This is a genomic window from Phyllobacterium sp. T2-21 (assembly GCF_055378485.1).
Genome location: NZ_AP027912.1, coordinates 3,044,286 through 3,061,352, shown reverse-complemented (window position 1 = coordinate 3,061,352; position 17,067 = coordinate 3,044,286). Strand labels below are relative to the sequence as shown.

At 60.6% G+C, this 17,067-nt stretch carries 14 protein-coding genes; 6 read left to right on the top strand and 8 right to left on the bottom strand.

Annotated features, from left to right (window positions below; genetic code table 11):
- Position 1 precedes the first annotated feature (1 nt).
- Positions 2-2,005, top strand: coding sequence for a YfbK domain-containing protein (locus ACZ5FP_RS15340; RefSeq protein WP_464661168.1), 2,004 nt, complete (start codon positions 2-4; stop codon positions 2,003-2,005).
- A 188-nt stretch (positions 2,006-2,193) separates the two neighbouring features.
- On the opposite strand, the gene bmt is transcribed toward ACZ5FP_RS15340, so the two are convergent.
- Both bmt and ACZ5FP_RS15330 read right to left on the bottom strand, forming a co-directional pair.
- Positions 2,194-3,207, bottom strand: a complete 1,014-nt coding sequence (bmt, locus tag ACZ5FP_RS15335; RefSeq protein ID WP_464661167.1) for a betaine--homocysteine S-methyltransferase — start codon at positions 3,205-3,207, stop codon at positions 2,194-2,196.
- An 86-nt stretch (positions 3,208-3,293) separates the two neighbouring features.
- Complete coding sequence (locus ACZ5FP_RS15330; protein WP_464661166.1) at positions 3,294-4,130, bottom strand: helix-turn-helix domain-containing protein; 837 nt, start codon at positions 4,128-4,130, stop codon at positions 3,294-3,296.
- A gap of 115 nt (positions 4,131-4,245) precedes the next feature.
- Here ACZ5FP_RS15330 and ACZ5FP_RS15325 point away from each other — a divergent pair, with 115 nt between their 5' ends.
- Both ACZ5FP_RS15325 and ACZ5FP_RS15320 read left to right on the top strand, forming a co-directional pair.
- On the top strand, positions 4,246-5,280 hold the full coding sequence (locus ACZ5FP_RS15325) for a fatty acid desaturase (protein WP_464663303.1): 1,035 nt from the start codon (positions 4,246-4,248) through the stop codon (positions 5,278-5,280).
- A 9-nt stretch (positions 5,281-5,289) separates the two neighbouring features.
- Positions 5,290-6,048: a phosphate/phosphite/phosphonate ABC transporter substrate-binding protein gene (locus tag ACZ5FP_RS15320; protein ID WP_464661165.1), complete on the top strand. Its 759-nt coding sequence runs from the start codon at positions 5,290-5,292 to the stop codon at positions 6,046-6,048.
- Between the two features lie 129 nt (positions 6,049-6,177).
- Here the strand turns inward: ACZ5FP_RS15320 and ACZ5FP_RS15315 are convergent, their stop codons facing one another.
- The 5 genes from ACZ5FP_RS15315 to ACZ5FP_RS15295 form a co-directional block, all read right to left on the bottom strand.
- Positions 6,178-8,754, bottom strand: coding sequence for a GcvT family protein (locus ACZ5FP_RS15315; RefSeq protein WP_464661163.1), 2,577 nt, complete (start codon positions 8,752-8,754; stop codon positions 6,178-6,180).
- A 64-nt stretch (positions 8,755-8,818) separates the two neighbouring features.
- Positions 8,819-10,399, bottom strand: coding sequence for a trimethylamine methyltransferase family protein (locus tag ACZ5FP_RS15310; protein WP_464661161.1), 1,581 nt, complete (start codon positions 10,397-10,399; stop codon positions 8,819-8,821).
- A gap of 764 nt (positions 10,400-11,163) precedes the next feature.
- Positions 11,164-12,234 carry a quaternary amine ABC transporter ATP-binding protein gene (locus tag ACZ5FP_RS15305; RefSeq protein ID WP_346307457.1) on the bottom strand — a complete coding sequence of 357 codons (1,071 nt, stop codon included), beginning with the start codon at positions 12,232-12,234 and terminating at the stop codon, positions 11,164-11,166.
- Complete coding sequence (locus tag ACZ5FP_RS15300; RefSeq protein ID WP_223612836.1) at positions 12,227-13,114, bottom strand: ABC transporter permease; 888 nt, start codon at positions 13,112-13,114, stop codon at positions 12,227-12,229. Before ACZ5FP_RS15300 ends, ACZ5FP_RS15305 begins: the two co-directional genes overlap by 8 nt.
- A gap of 116 nt (positions 13,115-13,230) precedes the next feature.
- On the bottom strand, positions 13,231-14,232 hold the full coding sequence (locus ACZ5FP_RS15295; protein ID WP_464661158.1) for an ABC transporter substrate-binding protein: 1,002 nt from the start codon (positions 14,230-14,232) through the stop codon (positions 13,231-13,233).
- A gap of 448 nt (positions 14,233-14,680) precedes the next feature.
- On the opposite strand from ACZ5FP_RS15295, the gene ACZ5FP_RS15290 reads away from it, so the two are divergent.
- The 3 genes from ACZ5FP_RS15290 (at position 14,681) to ACZ5FP_RS15280 (ending at position 15,812) form a co-directional block, all read left to right on the top strand.
- Positions 14,681-15,100, top strand: coding sequence for a carboxymuconolactone decarboxylase family protein (locus tag ACZ5FP_RS15290; RefSeq protein ID WP_464661157.1), 420 nt, complete (start codon positions 14,681-14,683; stop codon positions 15,098-15,100).
- Positions 15,097-15,444 (top strand): hypothetical protein, encoded by a 348-nt coding sequence (locus ACZ5FP_RS15285; RefSeq protein ID WP_464661155.1) that lies wholly within the window; start codon positions 15,097-15,099, stop codon positions 15,442-15,444. Before ACZ5FP_RS15290 ends, ACZ5FP_RS15285 begins: the two co-directional genes overlap by 4 nt.
- 230 nt (positions 15,445-15,674) lie before the next feature.
- Entirely contained in the window at positions 15,675-15,812 is a 138-nt protein-coding gene (locus ACZ5FP_RS15280) for a hypothetical protein (RefSeq protein WP_464661153.1), read from the top strand.
- Between the two features lie 322 nt (positions 15,813-16,134).
- On the opposite strand, the gene mmsB is transcribed toward ACZ5FP_RS15280, so the two are convergent.
- Complete coding sequence (gene mmsB, locus ACZ5FP_RS15275; RefSeq protein WP_464663301.1) at positions 16,135-17,043, bottom strand: 3-hydroxyisobutyrate dehydrogenase; 909 nt, start codon at positions 17,041-17,043, stop codon at positions 16,135-16,137.
- Positions 17,044-17,067: the final 24 nt, after the last annotated feature.

Below are 17,067 nucleotides of genomic sequence, written 5' to 3'. Positions count from 1 at the left end.
CATGACCGACGATCAAGACCTGAACGAGCTCGGCCGCATGATGCCGCCACCGCCTGCCGATGCAGCCAGGCGCGCCGCCCTGCAGGCGGCCATGCAGGCGTTCGACAATGCCGATGCAAAAAAAACCGCAGTGCAGACCCAAGGAAGCGGATTCGTCCGGCGTCTCAGTTCCATCGCAACCCAATTGTGGAGTGAAACGATGGAAAAGAAATTGCTGCTGACGACATCGGCCCTCGGCGGCCTGCTGATCCTGCCGGTCGCGGGTTATATCTCCTGGAATATGATGCACGACCCGCGCATGCTGGTGGGGGATCAGCAGGCTCCCGTCACGATAGAGGCGCAGCCGCCGCAGGTCGACGAGCCGAAACCCGTGCAGCCGCAACCCCTGCCAAGGGTCGAATCGGCGGCACCGAGCCAGCCAGCCGTCAAGCAGGCGCCGCTTGCCAGCCAGATCGAGGCACTCAGCAGTTCGAAAATCGTCGGGCAGGCAGGTCCGGCCGCCGAAAAGCCGGTGGTGATGGCTCCCATGCCCGCGCCCGCCGTGGAAATGGCGCAGGACAGTATTGCCCCGCAGCAACCCTCGGGCGACCGGGTCCAGCGGTTCGACACCAATCCGGTCAAGCGCGTGGCCGATGATCCGGTGTCGACATTCTCGATCGACGTGGACACGGCATCCTACGCCATGGTGCGCCGTTCGCTGAAGGACGGTGCCTTGCCCGATCCCGACAGCGTGCGTGTCGAGGAGATGATCAATTATTTCCCCTATGACTGGAAAGGGCCGCATCGCCGCGAGACGCCGTTCAACACCACGATCACCGTGACGCCGACCCCGTGGAACCAGAACACCAAGCTGATGCATATCGGCATCAAGGGCTATGATGTCGTCCCGGCGGAAAAGCCGCGCGCCAACCTGGTGTTCCTGATCGATGTTTCGGGATCGATGGACGAGCCGGACAAGCTGCCGCTGCTGAAATCCGCCTTCCACATGCTGGTGGGCAAGCTCGATCCCAAGGACAAGGTGTCCATCGTGACTTATGCGGGCAATGCCGGAACAGTGCTGGAGCCGACAGAGGTAAAGGACAAGGCAAAAATCTTTGACGCATTGAACCGCCTGGAGGCGGGCGGATCGACAGCGGGCGAAGCGGGTATCAAGGAGGCTTATCGCCTCGCCAAGGCCAGTTTCGTCAAGGACGGCGTCAACCGCGTGATGCTGGCCACCGACGGCGATTTCAATGTCGGCCAGTCCAGCGACGACGAGCTGAAGACACTGATCGAGGATGAGCGCAAATCCGGCGTGTTCCTGTCGGTCTTCGGGTTCGGCGAGGGCAATTACAACGATCAGATGATGCAGGTCCTGGCGCAGAACGGCAACGGCACCGCCGCCTATATCGATACGCTGGCCGAAGCGGAAAAGACGCTGGTGCAGGAAGCAACCTCGACGCTGTTTCCGATCGCCAAGGATGTGAAAATCCAGGTCGAGTTCAATCCGGCTGTGGTGGCGGAATACCGGCTGATCGGCTACGAAACCCGTGCCCTCAAGCGCGAGGATTTCAACAATGACCGCATCGATGCCGGTGAAATCGGCTCGGGGCATACGGTGACGGCCATCTACGAGATCACGCCGAAGAACAGTCCGGCAGTGCTGACCGACGACCTGCGCTACGCCAAGCCGAATGCAGTGTCTTCTGATGCCAAGACAGGGTCTGATGAATACGCGTTCTTCAAGATCCGCTACAAGCTGCCGAACGAGGACGTCAGCAAGCTGATCACGACGCCTGTGACCAAGGCCAATGAGGTTTCGGCAGCCGCATCGGACGATGTGCGGTTTTCGACGGCTGTTGCGGCCTTCGGTCAGAAGCTGCGCGGGACGGATAGCCTGGCGGCCTACAGCTATGCCGATATCGCCAGGCTCGGCGCGGGATCGCGCGGCGATGACGCCTTCGGCTATCGCAGCGAGTTCCTGTCGCTGGTGCGGCTGGCCGATGCGCTGGAAGCTAAGAAATAGGTTTGTTGTATTGTTGAAAAGCGAATGGCCGGGAATTCCCGGCCATTCTTGTCTCGAAGGATTGCAGGATCATCGTGCGTGGTTCGACAAGCTCACCATGAGGGAGCTTGTGGGCTGCAACCAAACCACTCCCCTCATGGTGAGCTTGTCGAACCACGCATCACGACATTGCCTCAAAGGGCGCGATTTCAGCCCCGGCGGCCGCGGCGCTCGCGCTTGGGCAGGTCATCGGCATGGGCGGAAAGCTTGTTGCGCATCGGCCCGATGGTTTCGATGATGGTCTCTACCGTCGGCCTGATGCCGCTGACATGGCTGTCGAGCGCCTTGCGCATGGCGGCCAGATGCACGAACGAGGTGCCGCAGCAGCCGCCGATGATTTTTGCGCCGCCGTCAATTGCCATATGGGCATAATCGGCCATGAGCTCCGGCGTGCCGGAATAGAAAATCTCCGCGCCGCGGAATTCCGGAATGCCGCAATTGCCCTTGATGACGATGGTGGCCTGCGGATCGGCCTCCGACATGTCGAGCAGCGACGCGAGAATATCCGAGGCGCCGACACCGCAATTGGCGCCGACGGCGACAGGGCGCGCGGCAAGTCCATCGACGACGGCGTGAATATCCTTCGGCGGCAGGCCCATCATGGTCTTCCCCGCCGTATCGAACGAGCCGGTATAGACATAGGGCAGGCCGACCTTGACGGCCGCTTCTGCAGCGGCACGGATTTCGCCGGGTGCGGACATTGTTTCGATCCAGGCGACATCGACGCCGCCGGCCTTCAGGCCTTCCAGCTGTTCGGTGAAGGCGGCAACGGCGTCCTCTTCGGTCAGTGCGCCAAGCGGCACCAGCAGCTCGCCCGTCGGTCCGACCGATCCGGCGACGATCACCTTGCGCCCGGCCTTGTCGGCGACGGCGCGCGCGAGTTCGGCGGCCTTCTTGTTCAGCTCGAACACACGGTCCTGCGCGTGATGCAGTTTCAGGCGATGCCGCGTGCCGCCGAAGGAATTGGTGAGGATGATGTCAGCCCCGGCATCGACAAAGCCCTGATGCAGGGCAAGAATCTTTTCCGGCTGGGCTTCATTCCACAGTTCCGGGGCTTCACCAGCCTCAAGACCCGATGCGAACAGGTTCGTGCCCGTCGCGCCATCAGCCAGAAGGACACCTTTTTCAGCAAGAAGTTCGGCAAGCGGATTGGCTGTGGTCATGGCGCGTTCCTACGGTGCTATTTAGATAACGATATAAGGAAGTCTTTATATGTGGTCAATCTTCATTTGCGACAAGTGCTGCCGCATCATTCGGCCTTGAGCGTGGAAATATAGGCGGCGACCTCGTGCGCGTTGATCTTTGCCACACGGATCAGCCCGTCGAAATGCCGCTGCATGGTCAAGACCGCTTCCGTGGTGTTGAGGACAAGATACATCTCGCCGACGAAGATCGCGGCGCGGTACGGGCCGAAGACCGTGTAGGGCACGGAGAAGCGCTCGCGCCCGTCGAACAGATAGAGCCGGAAGGACGGGTAGAGCTCGTCGATCAGGACGCTCATCCGTTGCAGCTGTTCTTCCCGGATATCGCGGGACAGGTCGCCCCAGATGCCGCCGCCCTTGGCGAAATCGCGCAGGGTCTGGTAGGGCATGCATACTTCCATGTCCGTGCCGGGCTGGCGGTTGTAGTCCAGCCGGAACGCGGTTTCGGCGATCTGGGTGACGGGGTCGCGGTGCACCAGCGATGTCTCGTAGGCGATCACCGCCTGGGTGCGCAGGAGGTCGGGAATGCGGGCCGGGACGTAGCGGATCTTGCTGCCCGAGGCTTCCGCATGCCAGCGCACCAGCAGCGTCCGCTCAAAGCCGTCGACACCCTCCTCGATCTCCATGCTGGCGCGCAGTTCGCCGATGATGCCCTCGTCCTGGCTGAGGCCCAGCAGCCAGTCCAGCGACACGGCATAACGTTCGGCAATGTTGAGCAGCGTTTCCACGCGCGGCAGGCGGGTGGACTGGCCGGACAGGAGCTGGGAGAGGGCGGAGCGGTCGATGCCGACCGCCGCTGCGAAGGATGACTGGTTGTCGCCGCTGCGGTTGAGTAGGCTCCTGATCCGCTCCTGAAACAGGCGCGACAGATCGCGTTTGTCCATTTTTCCGCCTCTTTGTTTACTGAATACAACAAATGCAAGATTTGGTGCGCAAAATCAACGGTTTCTCACAATAATATCATTGCTGACAGTTTTGGACAGTGAGACCATGAAAATCATGGAATCAGAAGCACATACAGCAGAACCAACTGACAAAACCGGCCGGGAACGCAAACACCCCGGCATCGAATGGCCAACCATTGGCTTGATGCTCGTCTGCTACGGACTGTGGTTCGCAGCCGGAGCATACCTCTATCCCGCCATGCCGTTCGCGGCCCTGGCGCTGATGGCGGTGGCGGTGGCGTTTCACTCCTCACTGCAGCACGAAGCCCTGCACGGACATCCCACTCGCAGCGGCTGGCTGAACGAGCTTCTCGTCTCCCTGCCGCTCGGCCTGTTCTATCCCTATCGCCGCTACAAGCATCTGCACCTGAAGCACCATGCGGATGAACGGCTGACCGATCCCTATGACGATCCGGAGAGCTATTACCGGGCACTGGGCGACTGGGATAAACTGCCGGGTGCTCTGAAAACCCTGCTGCGCTGGAACAATACGCTCATTGGCCGGGTTGTCATCGGGCCGGTCCTCATGGTGATCGGCTTTCTTATCAGCGAGGCCAGGCTGATTTCGGGCGGCGACCGCAAGGTCCGCAATGCCTGGTTGTCGCACGCCGCCGGGCTGGTCATTCTGGTTGCGCTGTTGCTGGCGTTCGGCATTCCGCTCTGGCTCTATGCCGTGACATCGGCCTATGCGGGGTTGTCGATCATTGCCATCCGCACCTATTGCGAGCATCAATGGTCCGAGCGTCCGGATGGCCGCACGATCATTGTCGAGAAATCGCCGCTGGCGCTGCTGTTCCTCAACAACAACCTGCATTTCGTCCATCACAAGCGGCCGACCGTTCCGTGGTATAAGCTGCCGAAGCTCTACAGCGAGCAGCGTGAAGAGTGGAAAGCCATGAATGGCGGCTACGTCTTCCGCAACTATTTCGAGATCCTGCGCGCCTATGCCTTCCGCAGCAAGGAGGAGGTTGCGCACCCCGTGCTGCGGCGCGAACCGGCAACGGCCCGGGCTTTCCATCCGCGCCGCCACGGCATTTCCCTGCAGGGCGGCACCAGCGTGCCTATTCCCGCCGAGCCTCCGACAGAGTAACATTCCCGCATGATCCCTATTGCAGCTTTGCCGATGTATGATTGGCCGGAACGCCGCGCCGAAGTGGATGCGCAGTGGCTTGTCCTGCGCGACAGGCTGCGGGCAACGGGATTCGACGCGCCGGATTACCTGACGCGGCGCAATGGCGACCTGCCGCCCGTTCCCGGTGGTATCCGCGATGCCTCGGGCGCGGTGATTGCGCCCGATCCCGCAACGCTGCCGCCCGATGAACTCGATCTGCCGACGCTGTGGCGCCATCCGGCGCTCCTGCTCGCCCAGACGTGCTGGGGACCGATGGAACTCGGCCTTGCCGCCCATGTGCATGTGGCGGGGCAGGACGACTATTCCGGCGTGGCGGGCGGCGATGAGGCGTTCTATTCCAGCGCGCTTGTCATGCGCCGGGGCGAGGGGCTGGCGGTTGCGGCACCGCGCGGCGGCGAACCCGTCCTGCCGGTGGATCGCCTGCGCGGCAAGCGCCTTGCCTTCAACAGCCCTGATTCCATGTCGGGCTATCTCGCCGTCGAGCGCGACCTGGCGCTGCGGGGTGAGGGGTTCGACCTGTTCGCGCGGCTTGTCGAGACCGGCGGCCACCGCCTGTCCATCGGGGCGGTGGCGTCAGGCCGTGCCGACGTCGCAGCAATCGATTGCAAGTCTTGGGCGCTCGCCCAGCGTCACCATGAGGCCGCCAGTGCCCTCATCGTCGTGGGCTGGACGGGCAGGCGCAAGGGCCTGCCCTTTGTCTCGGCGTTTGAGGGTGTGGCTGTTTAGATCCACATTGCATATCTATCGTGCGTGGTTCGACAAGCTCACCATGAGGGAACTGGGTGAGTTGCAATCCCCAACCTCCCTCATGGTGAGCTTGTCGAACCACGCACCACACATTCTCCAGCGATCCGGTCACCCGCGCATTTTGGCACCGGATGGATCGAAGGGCGGCTCGATGTTGATGCGGGCGGCGCGGCGAAGACCCAAAATCTCGACCTCGAACAGCCCGGCATTCTCGTTGTCGGCAAGCTCGGCGGGCACATAGCCCTGCGCCATGGAATGGCCGACATGATGGGCATAGCCACCCGACGTGACCCAGCCGACCACGCGCCATTCACCCTGCACCGCACCCTTGTCACCCTCGAAGGACACGACCGCGCCCGCATCGTTGAAGCGCGGTGCGCCGATGCCATGCCCGGCCTCGACGACGCCGTAATCCTTGCTGACCCTGGCCCAGATCGGCTCGTCGCCCATGACATCGGCAGCGCCATTGCCATGCGGCACGTCGATGATCAGCGAGACGCGCCGCAGCTTCCTGCTGGTCCCTGCATCGAATTCGGCCTTTTCCTGCGCTGCGGCCTCGCGGCCGATGAAGTCGTTTTTGCCAAGCTTGATGAAACGATCCATCGAGCCTTCATAAACGCCGTAGATCGGGCGCAGCTCGCGGAACCATGTCGGGAAGTTCTTCTCAAGCCGCATGGAGAGCAGCGCACGCATGCCGAAATCGACGATGCCGAATTCTTCGCCCGCTGCCTTGATGGCGGTATAGACCAGCCGCTGATAGGCCGGTTCCATCCAGATTTCGTAGCCGAGATCGCCGGTATAGGAAATGCGGTTGACCTTGCAGGGCGCACCGCCGACGGCCATTTCGCGGAAATCCATGAACCGGAAGGCAGCGTTCGACACGTCCTCATCGACGAGTTTGGCGAGAAGATCGCGTGCTTTCGGTCCGGCGATGGACAGGCCGACCAGCGTCTGGTCGAAGCGGTGGATATGCACCGACCCGTCTTTCGGCTGGTGCCGCTGGAACCAGCGCATGTGATAGCGCTGGGCGGCGGACGAACCCCAGATGAGGAAACGGTCTTCGGCTGCCTTGGCGATGGTGAAATCGCCGATCAGCTTGCCCTTCTCGTTCAGCATGGGGGTGAGGACCAGCCGGCCGGCTTTCGGCATCGTGTTGGTCATCAGGCGCGACAGGAAGGCTTCAGCCCCGCTGCCGGTGACTTCGTATTTGGCGAAGTTGGCGATTTCGGTGACGCCGACCCGCTCACGCGTGGCGCGGACCTCATTGCCGATATGCTCGAAATCGTTGGAGCGGTGATAGGAAACGATGTCCTTGGCCTCGGTGCCCTTGGGTGCGAACCAGAGCGGGGTTTCAAGACCCCAGGAATCGCCCATGACGGCGTTCTGCGCCAGCATGGTGTCATAGAGCGGCGTGGTCTGCTGCGGCCGTGCGGCGGGCAGTTCCTCGTTGGGGAAGCGGATGGAGAAGCGGCGCGAATAGTTTTCGCGCACTTTTGCGTTGGTATAGCGCAGCGTGGCCCATTCGCCGAAGCGCGCGACATCCATGCCCCAGACGTCGAAGCCGGGTTCGCCGTGCACCATCCAGTTGGAAAGGGCAAGGCCAACGCCACCACCCTGGCTGAACCCGGCCATGACGGCGCAGGCGGTCCAGTAATTGGTCAGGCCTGGAACGGGGCCGACGAGCGGATTGCCATCCGGCGCGAAGGTGAAGGGGCCGTTGATGATCTGCTTGATGCCGGCCTTTTCGATGCCAGGGAAATGCTTGAAACCGACTTCGAGGGAGGGGGCGATGCGGTCGATATCCGGGGCCAGCAGTTCATGGCCGAAATCCCACGGCGTGTTGACCGGCGACCACGGCTTGGCCGCCTTCTCATAGGTGCCGAGCAGGATGCCGTTGCGTTCCTGCCGCGTGTAGATCTCGCCCTTGAAATCCATGACGCCGATCAGTTCGCGTCCGGTCGACTGGTTGAACTCCCTCACTTCCGGAACGTCTTCCGTGAGGAGATACATGTGCTCCATCGCCAGAACCGGCAGTTCGAGGCCGACCATGCGCCCGACTTCGCGCGCCCACAGGCCGCCGCAATTGACCACATGTTCGGCCTTGACGGTTCCCTGTTCGGTGACGACGTTCCAGGTGCCGTCGCCTTCCTGCGTCAGTTCGACGACGCGGTTGCGCAGGGAAATCTCGGCGCCCAGCTTGCGGGCGGCCTTGGCATAGGCGTGGGTGGTGCCGGATGGATCGAGGTGGCCTTCGACGGGATCCCACATGGCGCCGACGAAATTGGTTTCGTCCATCAGCGGGAACATGGCCTTGGCTTCGGAAGGGGTGATCAGCTCCGTATCCATGCCGAGATAGCGGCCCCGCGCATGGGCAAGGCGCAGGAAGTCCATGCGCTCTGGACTGTCGGCCATCATCACGCCGCCGGTCAGGTGCAGGCCGCAGGACTGGCCGGAGAGTTCCTCGATTTCCTTGTAGAGGCTGACCGTATAGGCCTGCAGCTTGGCGACGTTCGGATCGCCGTTCAGCGTGTGGAAACCGCCTGCCGCATGCCAGGACGATCCCGATGTCAGCTCCGAGCGTTCGATCAGCAGGACATCGGTCCAGCCGGCGCGGGCGAGATGGTAAAGGACCGAACATCCGACTACGCCGCCGCCAATGACTACTGCTTTAACGTGCGATTTCATTCACTTATGCCTCTTGTATGGAAATGTGATTCAACGTGTTGAGAATTTGAGTCCGGTGCAGCGGTCAGAAGTCGGTCGGCGCGCCGCCCTCGGCCTTGCGCCGGGCAACGAAGGCATTGATCTCTTCTTCGATGGCCGGGTCGATGGCGGGCTTCTCATAGGTGGCAAGCCGCTCCTTCCAGACCCGGTTGGCGCGTTCGATGGCCGTGGGCGAACCCGCCTCCTGCCACGTCTCGTAATTGCGCCAGTCGGAAATGATCGGGGCGTAGAAGGCCGTCTTGTAGCGCGACTGGGTGTGGGCGGTGCCGAAGAAATGGCCGCCGGGGCCGACATCGCGCATGGCTTCGATGCCGAGCGCGTCGTCCGACAGGTCGAGCGGGGTCAGGAACTCGGCCACCATCTGCAGCAGGTCGAAATCGAGGATCATCTTTTCGTAGGAGCAGCACAGGCCACCCTCCAGCCAGCCGGCGGAATGCAGCATGAAATTGCCGCCGCCCTGGATCGCGCCCCACAGCGAGAAGACGGATTCATAGGCCGCCTGCGCATCGACCGTATTGGCGGCGCAGACATTGGAGGTGCGGTAGGGGATCTTGTAGCGGCGGGCAAGCTGGCCGCCGACCATCTGCGCCTTCATGTATTCCGGCGTGCCGAAGGCGGGCGCCCCGGATTTCATGTCGACATTGGAGGTGAAGCCGCCATAGCCGACCGGCGCGCCCTTCCTGACCATCTGGGTGAAGGAGATGCCCGCTAGTGCTTCGGCATTCTGCTGCACCAGCGCCCCGGCGATGGTCACCGGCGCCATGGCGCCCGCCAGCGTGAACGGCGTGACGATGACGATCTGGCCGTTGCCCGACATATGGATGATGCCTTCCATCATCGGCACGTCGAGCTTCAGCGGCGAATTGGTGTTGATGATGGTATAGCAGGAGGCCTCGTTCTGCAGCTGCTCCTGGCTGATGCCGCGGGCAAGACGGGCGATCTCGATACCATCCAGATTGCGTTCCTTGCCGAGCGAATAGATATGGAATGCCTTGTCGGACAGAGTCGCGAGATCGCGGATGCATTCGAGGTGGCGCACCGAGGGATGGATGTCGATCGGCTCGACGGGATAACCGCCCGTGGTGTTGATGATGTTGTGCATCTGCGCCAGTTTGACGAAGTTGCGGAAATCCGCCTGGTTGCCGGAGCGCCGGCCATTGTCCGTATCGGAGCAATTGGGCGCCGAACCCATCTGCGCGAAAATCAGGTTGTTGCCGCCGAAGCGCACATTGTGCGCGGGATTGCGGGCATGCAGGGTGAATTCCGACGGCGCATAGCCGACATATTCAAGAATCATGTCCTTGTCGAAATGCACGCGCTGCGAGCCGGGGCGCACGTCGGCGCCTGCCGTCTTCATGATCTCGCGCGCACCGTCATGCAGCACGTCGACGCCGATCTCCTGCAGGACGCGCAGCGAGGCATTGTGGATCGATTCCAGCTCGTCGTCGGAAATGATCTTGGTCGGCGTGAACGGGATTTTCAGCTGCCGGAACGGCGGCTGGTCGAAAGCGCCGCTTTCAACGCTGCGGGGGCGGGAGCGTCCGCCACGCCGGCCATGATCGCGTGCCGTTGCGGGGATTTCGATGTCTGCTGCCGGTTCACTCATTGCTCATGCCCTTCACTTGCGATGGTGCCACTATCGCCAGAGACGGGGCAATCGTGCGCGGCCTGAGCGACGCCGAGCGCAAAAGAAGCGACATGGGTGGCGGACGGGTGAAATGGGCGGGTTGCGTGGCTTACAGTGCGTAGTGCGTGGTTCGACAGGCTCGCCATGAGGGAGGTGGTTTGGTTGCAATGCCAATCGCAAAAGTTGCGAGAATAGTGCTCCCTGCAATCCTCGACTTCCCTCATGGTGAGCCTGTCGAACCACACAGGATTGTTCTGCAACGCTCTTTTCCCTTGCCACGCCCGCAATTGCGTCTGGCTGTTGAAAGGTGGGAAAGACGGGCGGTCCCTGGAACGCGGGTCTTGGGGTATGTGGTATGCAATGCTTGCGATCCTGGAGACCACCCGCCCCGGCGTTTTCAGGTTTTTGCCCAATGGGTCCACCACCGGGCCAAACCTCCCCGGCCGCACAGGTTTTCCTCCCTGTGAAGCCGAAGCGCCGATCCTTTCCCGACTTTCGAAAGTTTCCGGAAGCATTCCCGCCGGAAAGGACACGAGAAGGATAAGCGAGGTTGGGAGAACGTGGATAAGTTGGCGTGGTTTTTATTTGGGGCGGCAAAACTGCGGTGCGTGGTTCGACAGGCTCACCATGAGGGAGGTTGCATTTTGCAGAGCACTGGATTCCCTCATGGTGAGCTTGTCGAACCACGCACGACTATTCCTGCAGCCACTTCTGGAACAAGAGGGCAAAACCTACCCGCCAGCCTACTCCGCCGCCTGATGGGTCAGATGGCTGATGGGGGTGACCATCGCCTGGATCAGGTTGTTCATGCTGATGACGCCGAGCGGTTTGCCGGCCTCATCAACAACCGTTGCGTGCTGCTGGTTGGCGTCGGTCATGGTCTTGGCCGCTTCCTCGAGGATCGTTCCGGTCATAACCGTCACGCCGCCCGCATTGGCCGAACCGTCGCCCTTGGTCGAGATGGTGTCGACCATGATCACCCGGCCACGGTTCACTTCCTTGACGAAGCTTGAAATATATTCATCGGCAGGTTTCAGCACGATATCCTGTCCCGTGCCCTGCTGCACCACCTCGCCGTCGCGCAGGATGGCGATCCGGTCGCCGAGCCGCAGCGCTTCGTCGAGATCGTGGGTGATGAACACGACGGTCTTCTTGATTTCCTTCTGCAGGTCGAGCAGCACGGACTGCATGTCCATGCGGATCAGCGGATCCAGAGCGGAAAAGGCTTCGTCCATGAGCAGGATCGGCGCGTCATTGGTCAGCGCACGGGCAAGACCCACACGCTGCTGCATGCCGCCCGAAAGCTGATTGGGATAATTCTCCTCAAAGCCTTTCAGGCCGACGCGTTCGATCCAGCGGCGGGCCTGTTCTTCCTGCTTTGCCCGGCTCAGGCCCTGGATTTCCAGGCCATAGACCGTGTTGTCGAGCACCGTGCGATGGGGAAGCAGCGCAAACTTCTGGAAAACCATCGCTGTCTTGTGGCGGCGAAACTCGCGCAGGTCGTTCTGGTTCATCTTGCACACATCGGCGTTGCCGATGATGACCTCGCCGACCGTCGGATCGATCAGCCGGTTGATGTGGCGGATCAGCGTCGATTTGCCCGAACCCGAGAGACCCATGACCACCTGGATGCAGCCGGCGGGCATATCGATATTGATATCGCGCAGGCCGAGCACGTGGTTGTATTTTTCATTGAGCTCGGTCTTGGTCATGCCTTTCTTGACGGCATCGACGTAAGCTCCCGGTTTCTGGCCGAAAATCTTGTAGAGATTCTTGATCTGGATACCGGCGCCCTGAACGGAACGATCAGCCATGAACCACCTCCTGGTGCTTTTGAAGGCGCATGCCATAGGCCTGGCTGACGCGGTCAAAAATGATGGCAATGCCGACAATGGCAAGACCGTTGAAAAGTCCGAGCGAGAAGAACTGGCCGTTGACCGAACGCAGAACCGGCTGGCCGAGGCCCTGGACGCCGATCATCGAGGCGATGACCACCATGGCGAGCGCCATCATGATCGTCTGGTTGATGCCGGCCATGATGGTGGGCAGGGCGAGGGGGATCTGCACGTTCTTCAGGCGTTGCCAGCTCGATGAGCCGAAGGCATCGGCCGCCTCGAGCACATCCTTGTCGACGAGCCGGATGCCGAGATTGGTCAAGCGGATCATCGGCGGAATGGCGTAGATCACCACGGCGATGAGGCCGGGAACCTTGCCGATGCCGAGCAGCATGACCACCGGAATGAGGTAGACGAAGCTCGGCATGGTCTGCATGACGTCAAGGATAGGGTTGACGATGCGCTGGAAACCGTCGGAACGGGCCATGATGATGCCGATGGGAATGCCGACGACGACCGAGACGACGGTGCCGACGAAAATCATCGCGATGGTCTTCATCGCATCGCTCCACATGTCGAAATAGCCGATCAGGAGCAGGGTGATGACCGTTCCGGCCACGATCTTCCAGTTGCGGCTGGCGAGCCAGGCAATGCCGGCGATCAGCAGGACCATGATCGGCCAGGGCGTCGTCGTCATGAATTTTTCGGCCTGGATCAGGAAGTATTGCAGCGGCTGGAAAAATGACTCGATCACATCGCCGTAACTGCGGGTGAAGGCCTTGAAGCCCTCATCCATGGTTTTTTTCAAATTGCGGAGTGTCTCGTCATTCATTTTCGGGAATGAGTAGAACCAATCCATATGGTGCGTCCCCTTCTTTGTGGGTCATTAAATGACCATCGCGACCGGACGCGGCAACGTTCGGCCCATTCGGGATGGTGCGATGCGGCGGAGAAGATCTCCGCCGCATCCATCGGTTACTTGACCGCGGCCTTGATCTTTTCAGCGGCTTCCGGAGAAACCCACTTCGACCACGTGGCTTCGTTGTTCTTCAGGTAATACTTGGCACCGTCTTCGCCGGTTGCCTGATTGTCGACCATCCAGGCGAGGAGCTTGTTGGCTTCCTCGTTGGAAATCTGGCGCTTCTTCAGGTACTCGAAGGCCGGACCCGCTGCGTCAGCAAATTTCTTGGTGACGATCGTGTAGATGTCCGCCTTCGGCCAGCCGTTCGGCTTCGGATCGGGGCAATCGGCAACGACGTTGCAGCGCTTCCATTCCTTTTCTTCCCACGGCACGCCATTGTCGAGCTTGACCATGGGGTACTTGCCGAGAATGGCCGTCGGACCCCAGTAATAACCGAGCCAGGCTTCCTTGCGCTCATAGGCCTTGGCAATCGAGCCATCGAGACCTGCGGCCGATCCCGTATCGACGAGGGTAAAGCCGTGTTTCTCGGCTTCATAGGCCTTGAAGAAATTGCCGGTGGTGATCTGGCACGCCCAGCCCGACGGGCAGTTGAACACGGCGCCCTTCTTGGGGTCTTCCGGCGAAGGGAAGAGTTCGGGGTGCTTCATGGCATCGGCGATCGTCTTGATATCCGGATGCGCATCGGCAAAGTATTTGGGTACCCACCAGCTTTCCGTACCGCCTTCGGTGATGGCAGGCGCGGCATAGACCAGCTTGCCTTCCTTGACCGCCTTGTCCAGCGGTTCCTTGACGGCGTTGAGCCAGCCTTCCGGCGCGATATCGGGCTGTCCCTTTTCGATCATCGACGTGAAGGTTGGAACCGTATCGCCTGCGACCAATTCGGCATCGCAGCCATAGCCTACACTGAGTATAAGCTTGTCGAGATTAGCCAGCGCTTCCGCTGACTGCCAGTTCATGTTGGCGATGGTGACGGACCCGCACCCCGCCGCCGAAGCAGCTCCGGCAAAGCCGAAAAGCCCTGCGGCCAGTAAAGTTGAAGCAAGCAGCTTCTTCATCAGTTTTGTCTCCCACTCGTTTTGACAGTTCACCCGGTACGAATCTTAACTTGGTACTGCCTTACCCAGTCGTTCGCTTATGTGCCATTTGGCATCCTTATCGCATCAGAATGCAATGGTTTCATTGAATTAATGAGGTATATCGCGACAGCACCTGTCGATATAACGACGCGGGAAAACCTATTGTGAAGCCGAATGTCACAATGTTCATGGGGGTAGTGTAACAAGCCGGATGATGAAAGATCAATGCTTTAGGCGATTTTTCTTCATTAATTCATTCACTGCGGTGCGGTTTTTCCCGGTTTTACTGGCTCTAAGCGCCGGATTTTCCCGTGAAGGAATTCCAATGGACTTTCCCCGGTTTTCCGCCGCAATCTGGGTTTCAACCGCCCGCCATCCGGCGTTTCCGGATGGCTGTTTGCCAGGCTCCAACGCACGGGAAAGCACGATGACCGACCCAACCATTGTTCCGATGATCGAGTATGAACAGGCCGATGCCGCCGTGCGGGCGGTCTATGACGACATCATGCACACGCGCGGGACGGACTGGATCAACAATTTCTGGAAGGTGCTGGCCAATGACCCGAAACTGCTCAAGCGCACGTGGGAGAGCCTGAAGGAAGTCATGGCGCCCGGTGCGCTCGATCCGCTGGTCAAGGAGATGATCTATATCGCCGTTTCCGCCACCAACAATTGCGACTATTGCAGCTGGTCGCACACGGCCTCCGCCCGTGCCAAGGGCATGACGGATCCGCAGCTGATGGAACTTCTTGCGGTTGTCGGCATGGCCAATGAAACCAATCGGCTCGCCAATGGTTTAAAACCACCGGTCGATGCCGCGTTCAAACCAAAAGGGTCCAAAGCATGAAATCTCCGACGAAGCGCCGTACACCCGTTCATGACATGCAGATGGCATCCATGGTCATCGCCATGCGCCTGCCGATGATGATGCTGGAGGGGATGACGGAGACGTCTTCCAAGCCGGAATCCACCCGGGCCGTGTCCGAAAAAATGGCAGCGGTGACGGACGGTGTCGTCGCGGCGCAGCTGTCGGTGATCAATTCGGCAGCGACCTTCTGGCTGGACGTGTGGAGCGGCAAGTCGCCCGCCGCCATCGCCAAGGCCACCGTCGATAAAGCGACACAGGCGGCACTCCGGCCCGGCCGCAAAACACTGCGGGCCAATTACAGGCGTTTGAGCGGCGCAGGCTGAATTAAGGCAGGTTTTCGGCTTTTCTATCCGCGCCATCGTTGATTTTGCTGGTGTTTCCGTGAGAACACCAGCAATTGCGGCAACAGGGATGCGGTTTCAGCATGGCTGCCATGCAAATTTGCACGGGTCGTTGCTGTAAATGCGACACGCCATGGCGAAAAAACGTGATCAAACTTTAGGCAAAAAGCGCATTTGAGCGGCAACAAATGTTTTTACCCTCAGGTGCCCAAATGCTTTACATCTTCAATCGCAACAATCGCGTCCACATTGCCTGGAATGCCACGGAAAAGCGCAATGCGCCATCCGGCAATGCCAAGAGCGGCATCGCGTCGGCGGTTTCGTTCATCTGGACCCGTTCGGCCGGCTGATCGTCCACGCATCGGACTATTCCGGAAACCGCTGTCCTGTCGGGGCGGCGGTTTTTCTTTGTGCTGTTCTCTGATGAAGACCCAAGTCAAAAACCGCCCTGTCCGTGAGGAACAGTGCGGTTTTTTGCCAAGTGACGCATGGCTTTCTGCCGTACAATACGCTGGCAGAAATTACAGCTCCGGTACGCAGTACCTGATCCGGAGCATGGAGCAGGGTCTTGTCCGCTCCATGCAAAGTTTTAACCGGACATCGTTACCGCGAGGTTAGCGAGAGCTTAAGCAAATCTAAATTTTGAAAATTTCCCGGCTTTTCCCGGCGCGGTCAGCCTTCACGCGTGGCCTCGCGCAGGTAATTGATGATGCCGGAGAAGTCCGAACCTTCGTTCCCGGCGGCGCCGAAGGCCGCATAGATTTCTTCCGCGTGCTGGCCGAGCGGTGTCGCGGCACCAACACTTTTGGCGGCTTCCTGTGACAGCTTCAGATCCTTCAGCATCAGGGCGGCGGCAAAGCCCGGCTTGTAGCTGTTATTGGCCGGGGATGTCGGCACGGGGCCGGGGACCGGGCAATAGGTGGTCAGCGACCAGCACTGGCCCGACGAGGTCGAGGCGACGTCGAACAGCGCCTGATGCGACAGCCCCAGTTTTTCAGCCAGCGTGAAGGCTTCGCTGACGCCGATCATGGAAATGCCAAGGATCATGTTGTTGCAGATCTTGGCGGCCTGACCGGCGCCGGGCTCGCCGCAATGGACGATGCGGCCGGCCATGGGTTTCAGGATTGGCTCGGCGACAGCAAAGGCGTCGCTGGCGCCGCCCACCATGAAGGTCAGGGTGCCCGCCGCCGCACCGCCGATGCCGCCGGAGACCGGAGCGTCAACCGAGAGCAGGCCATGGGCCTTGGCGATGCCGTGCGCCTTGCGGGCGGAATCGACATCGATGGTCGAGGAATCGATGAGCAGCGCACCCGGTTTGGCCTTTCCGGCAATCTCCGCATAGACGGACAGGACGTGCTTGCCCGCGGGCAGCATGGTGATGACGACATCGGCATCCGCAACGGCGGCAAGCGCGCTTGCCGCGATGCTCACACCATTGGCTTTGGCGGTTGCCAGATTGTCCGGCAGGAGATCAAAACCCAGCACCGTATGGCCTGCCTTGACCAGATTGGCGGCCATGGGGTTGCCCATATGGCCAAGACCGATAAAAGCGACTGTCGTCATCGCAGCATTCTCCCTGATAGTTCTCTGTGTATCGGATGCGGT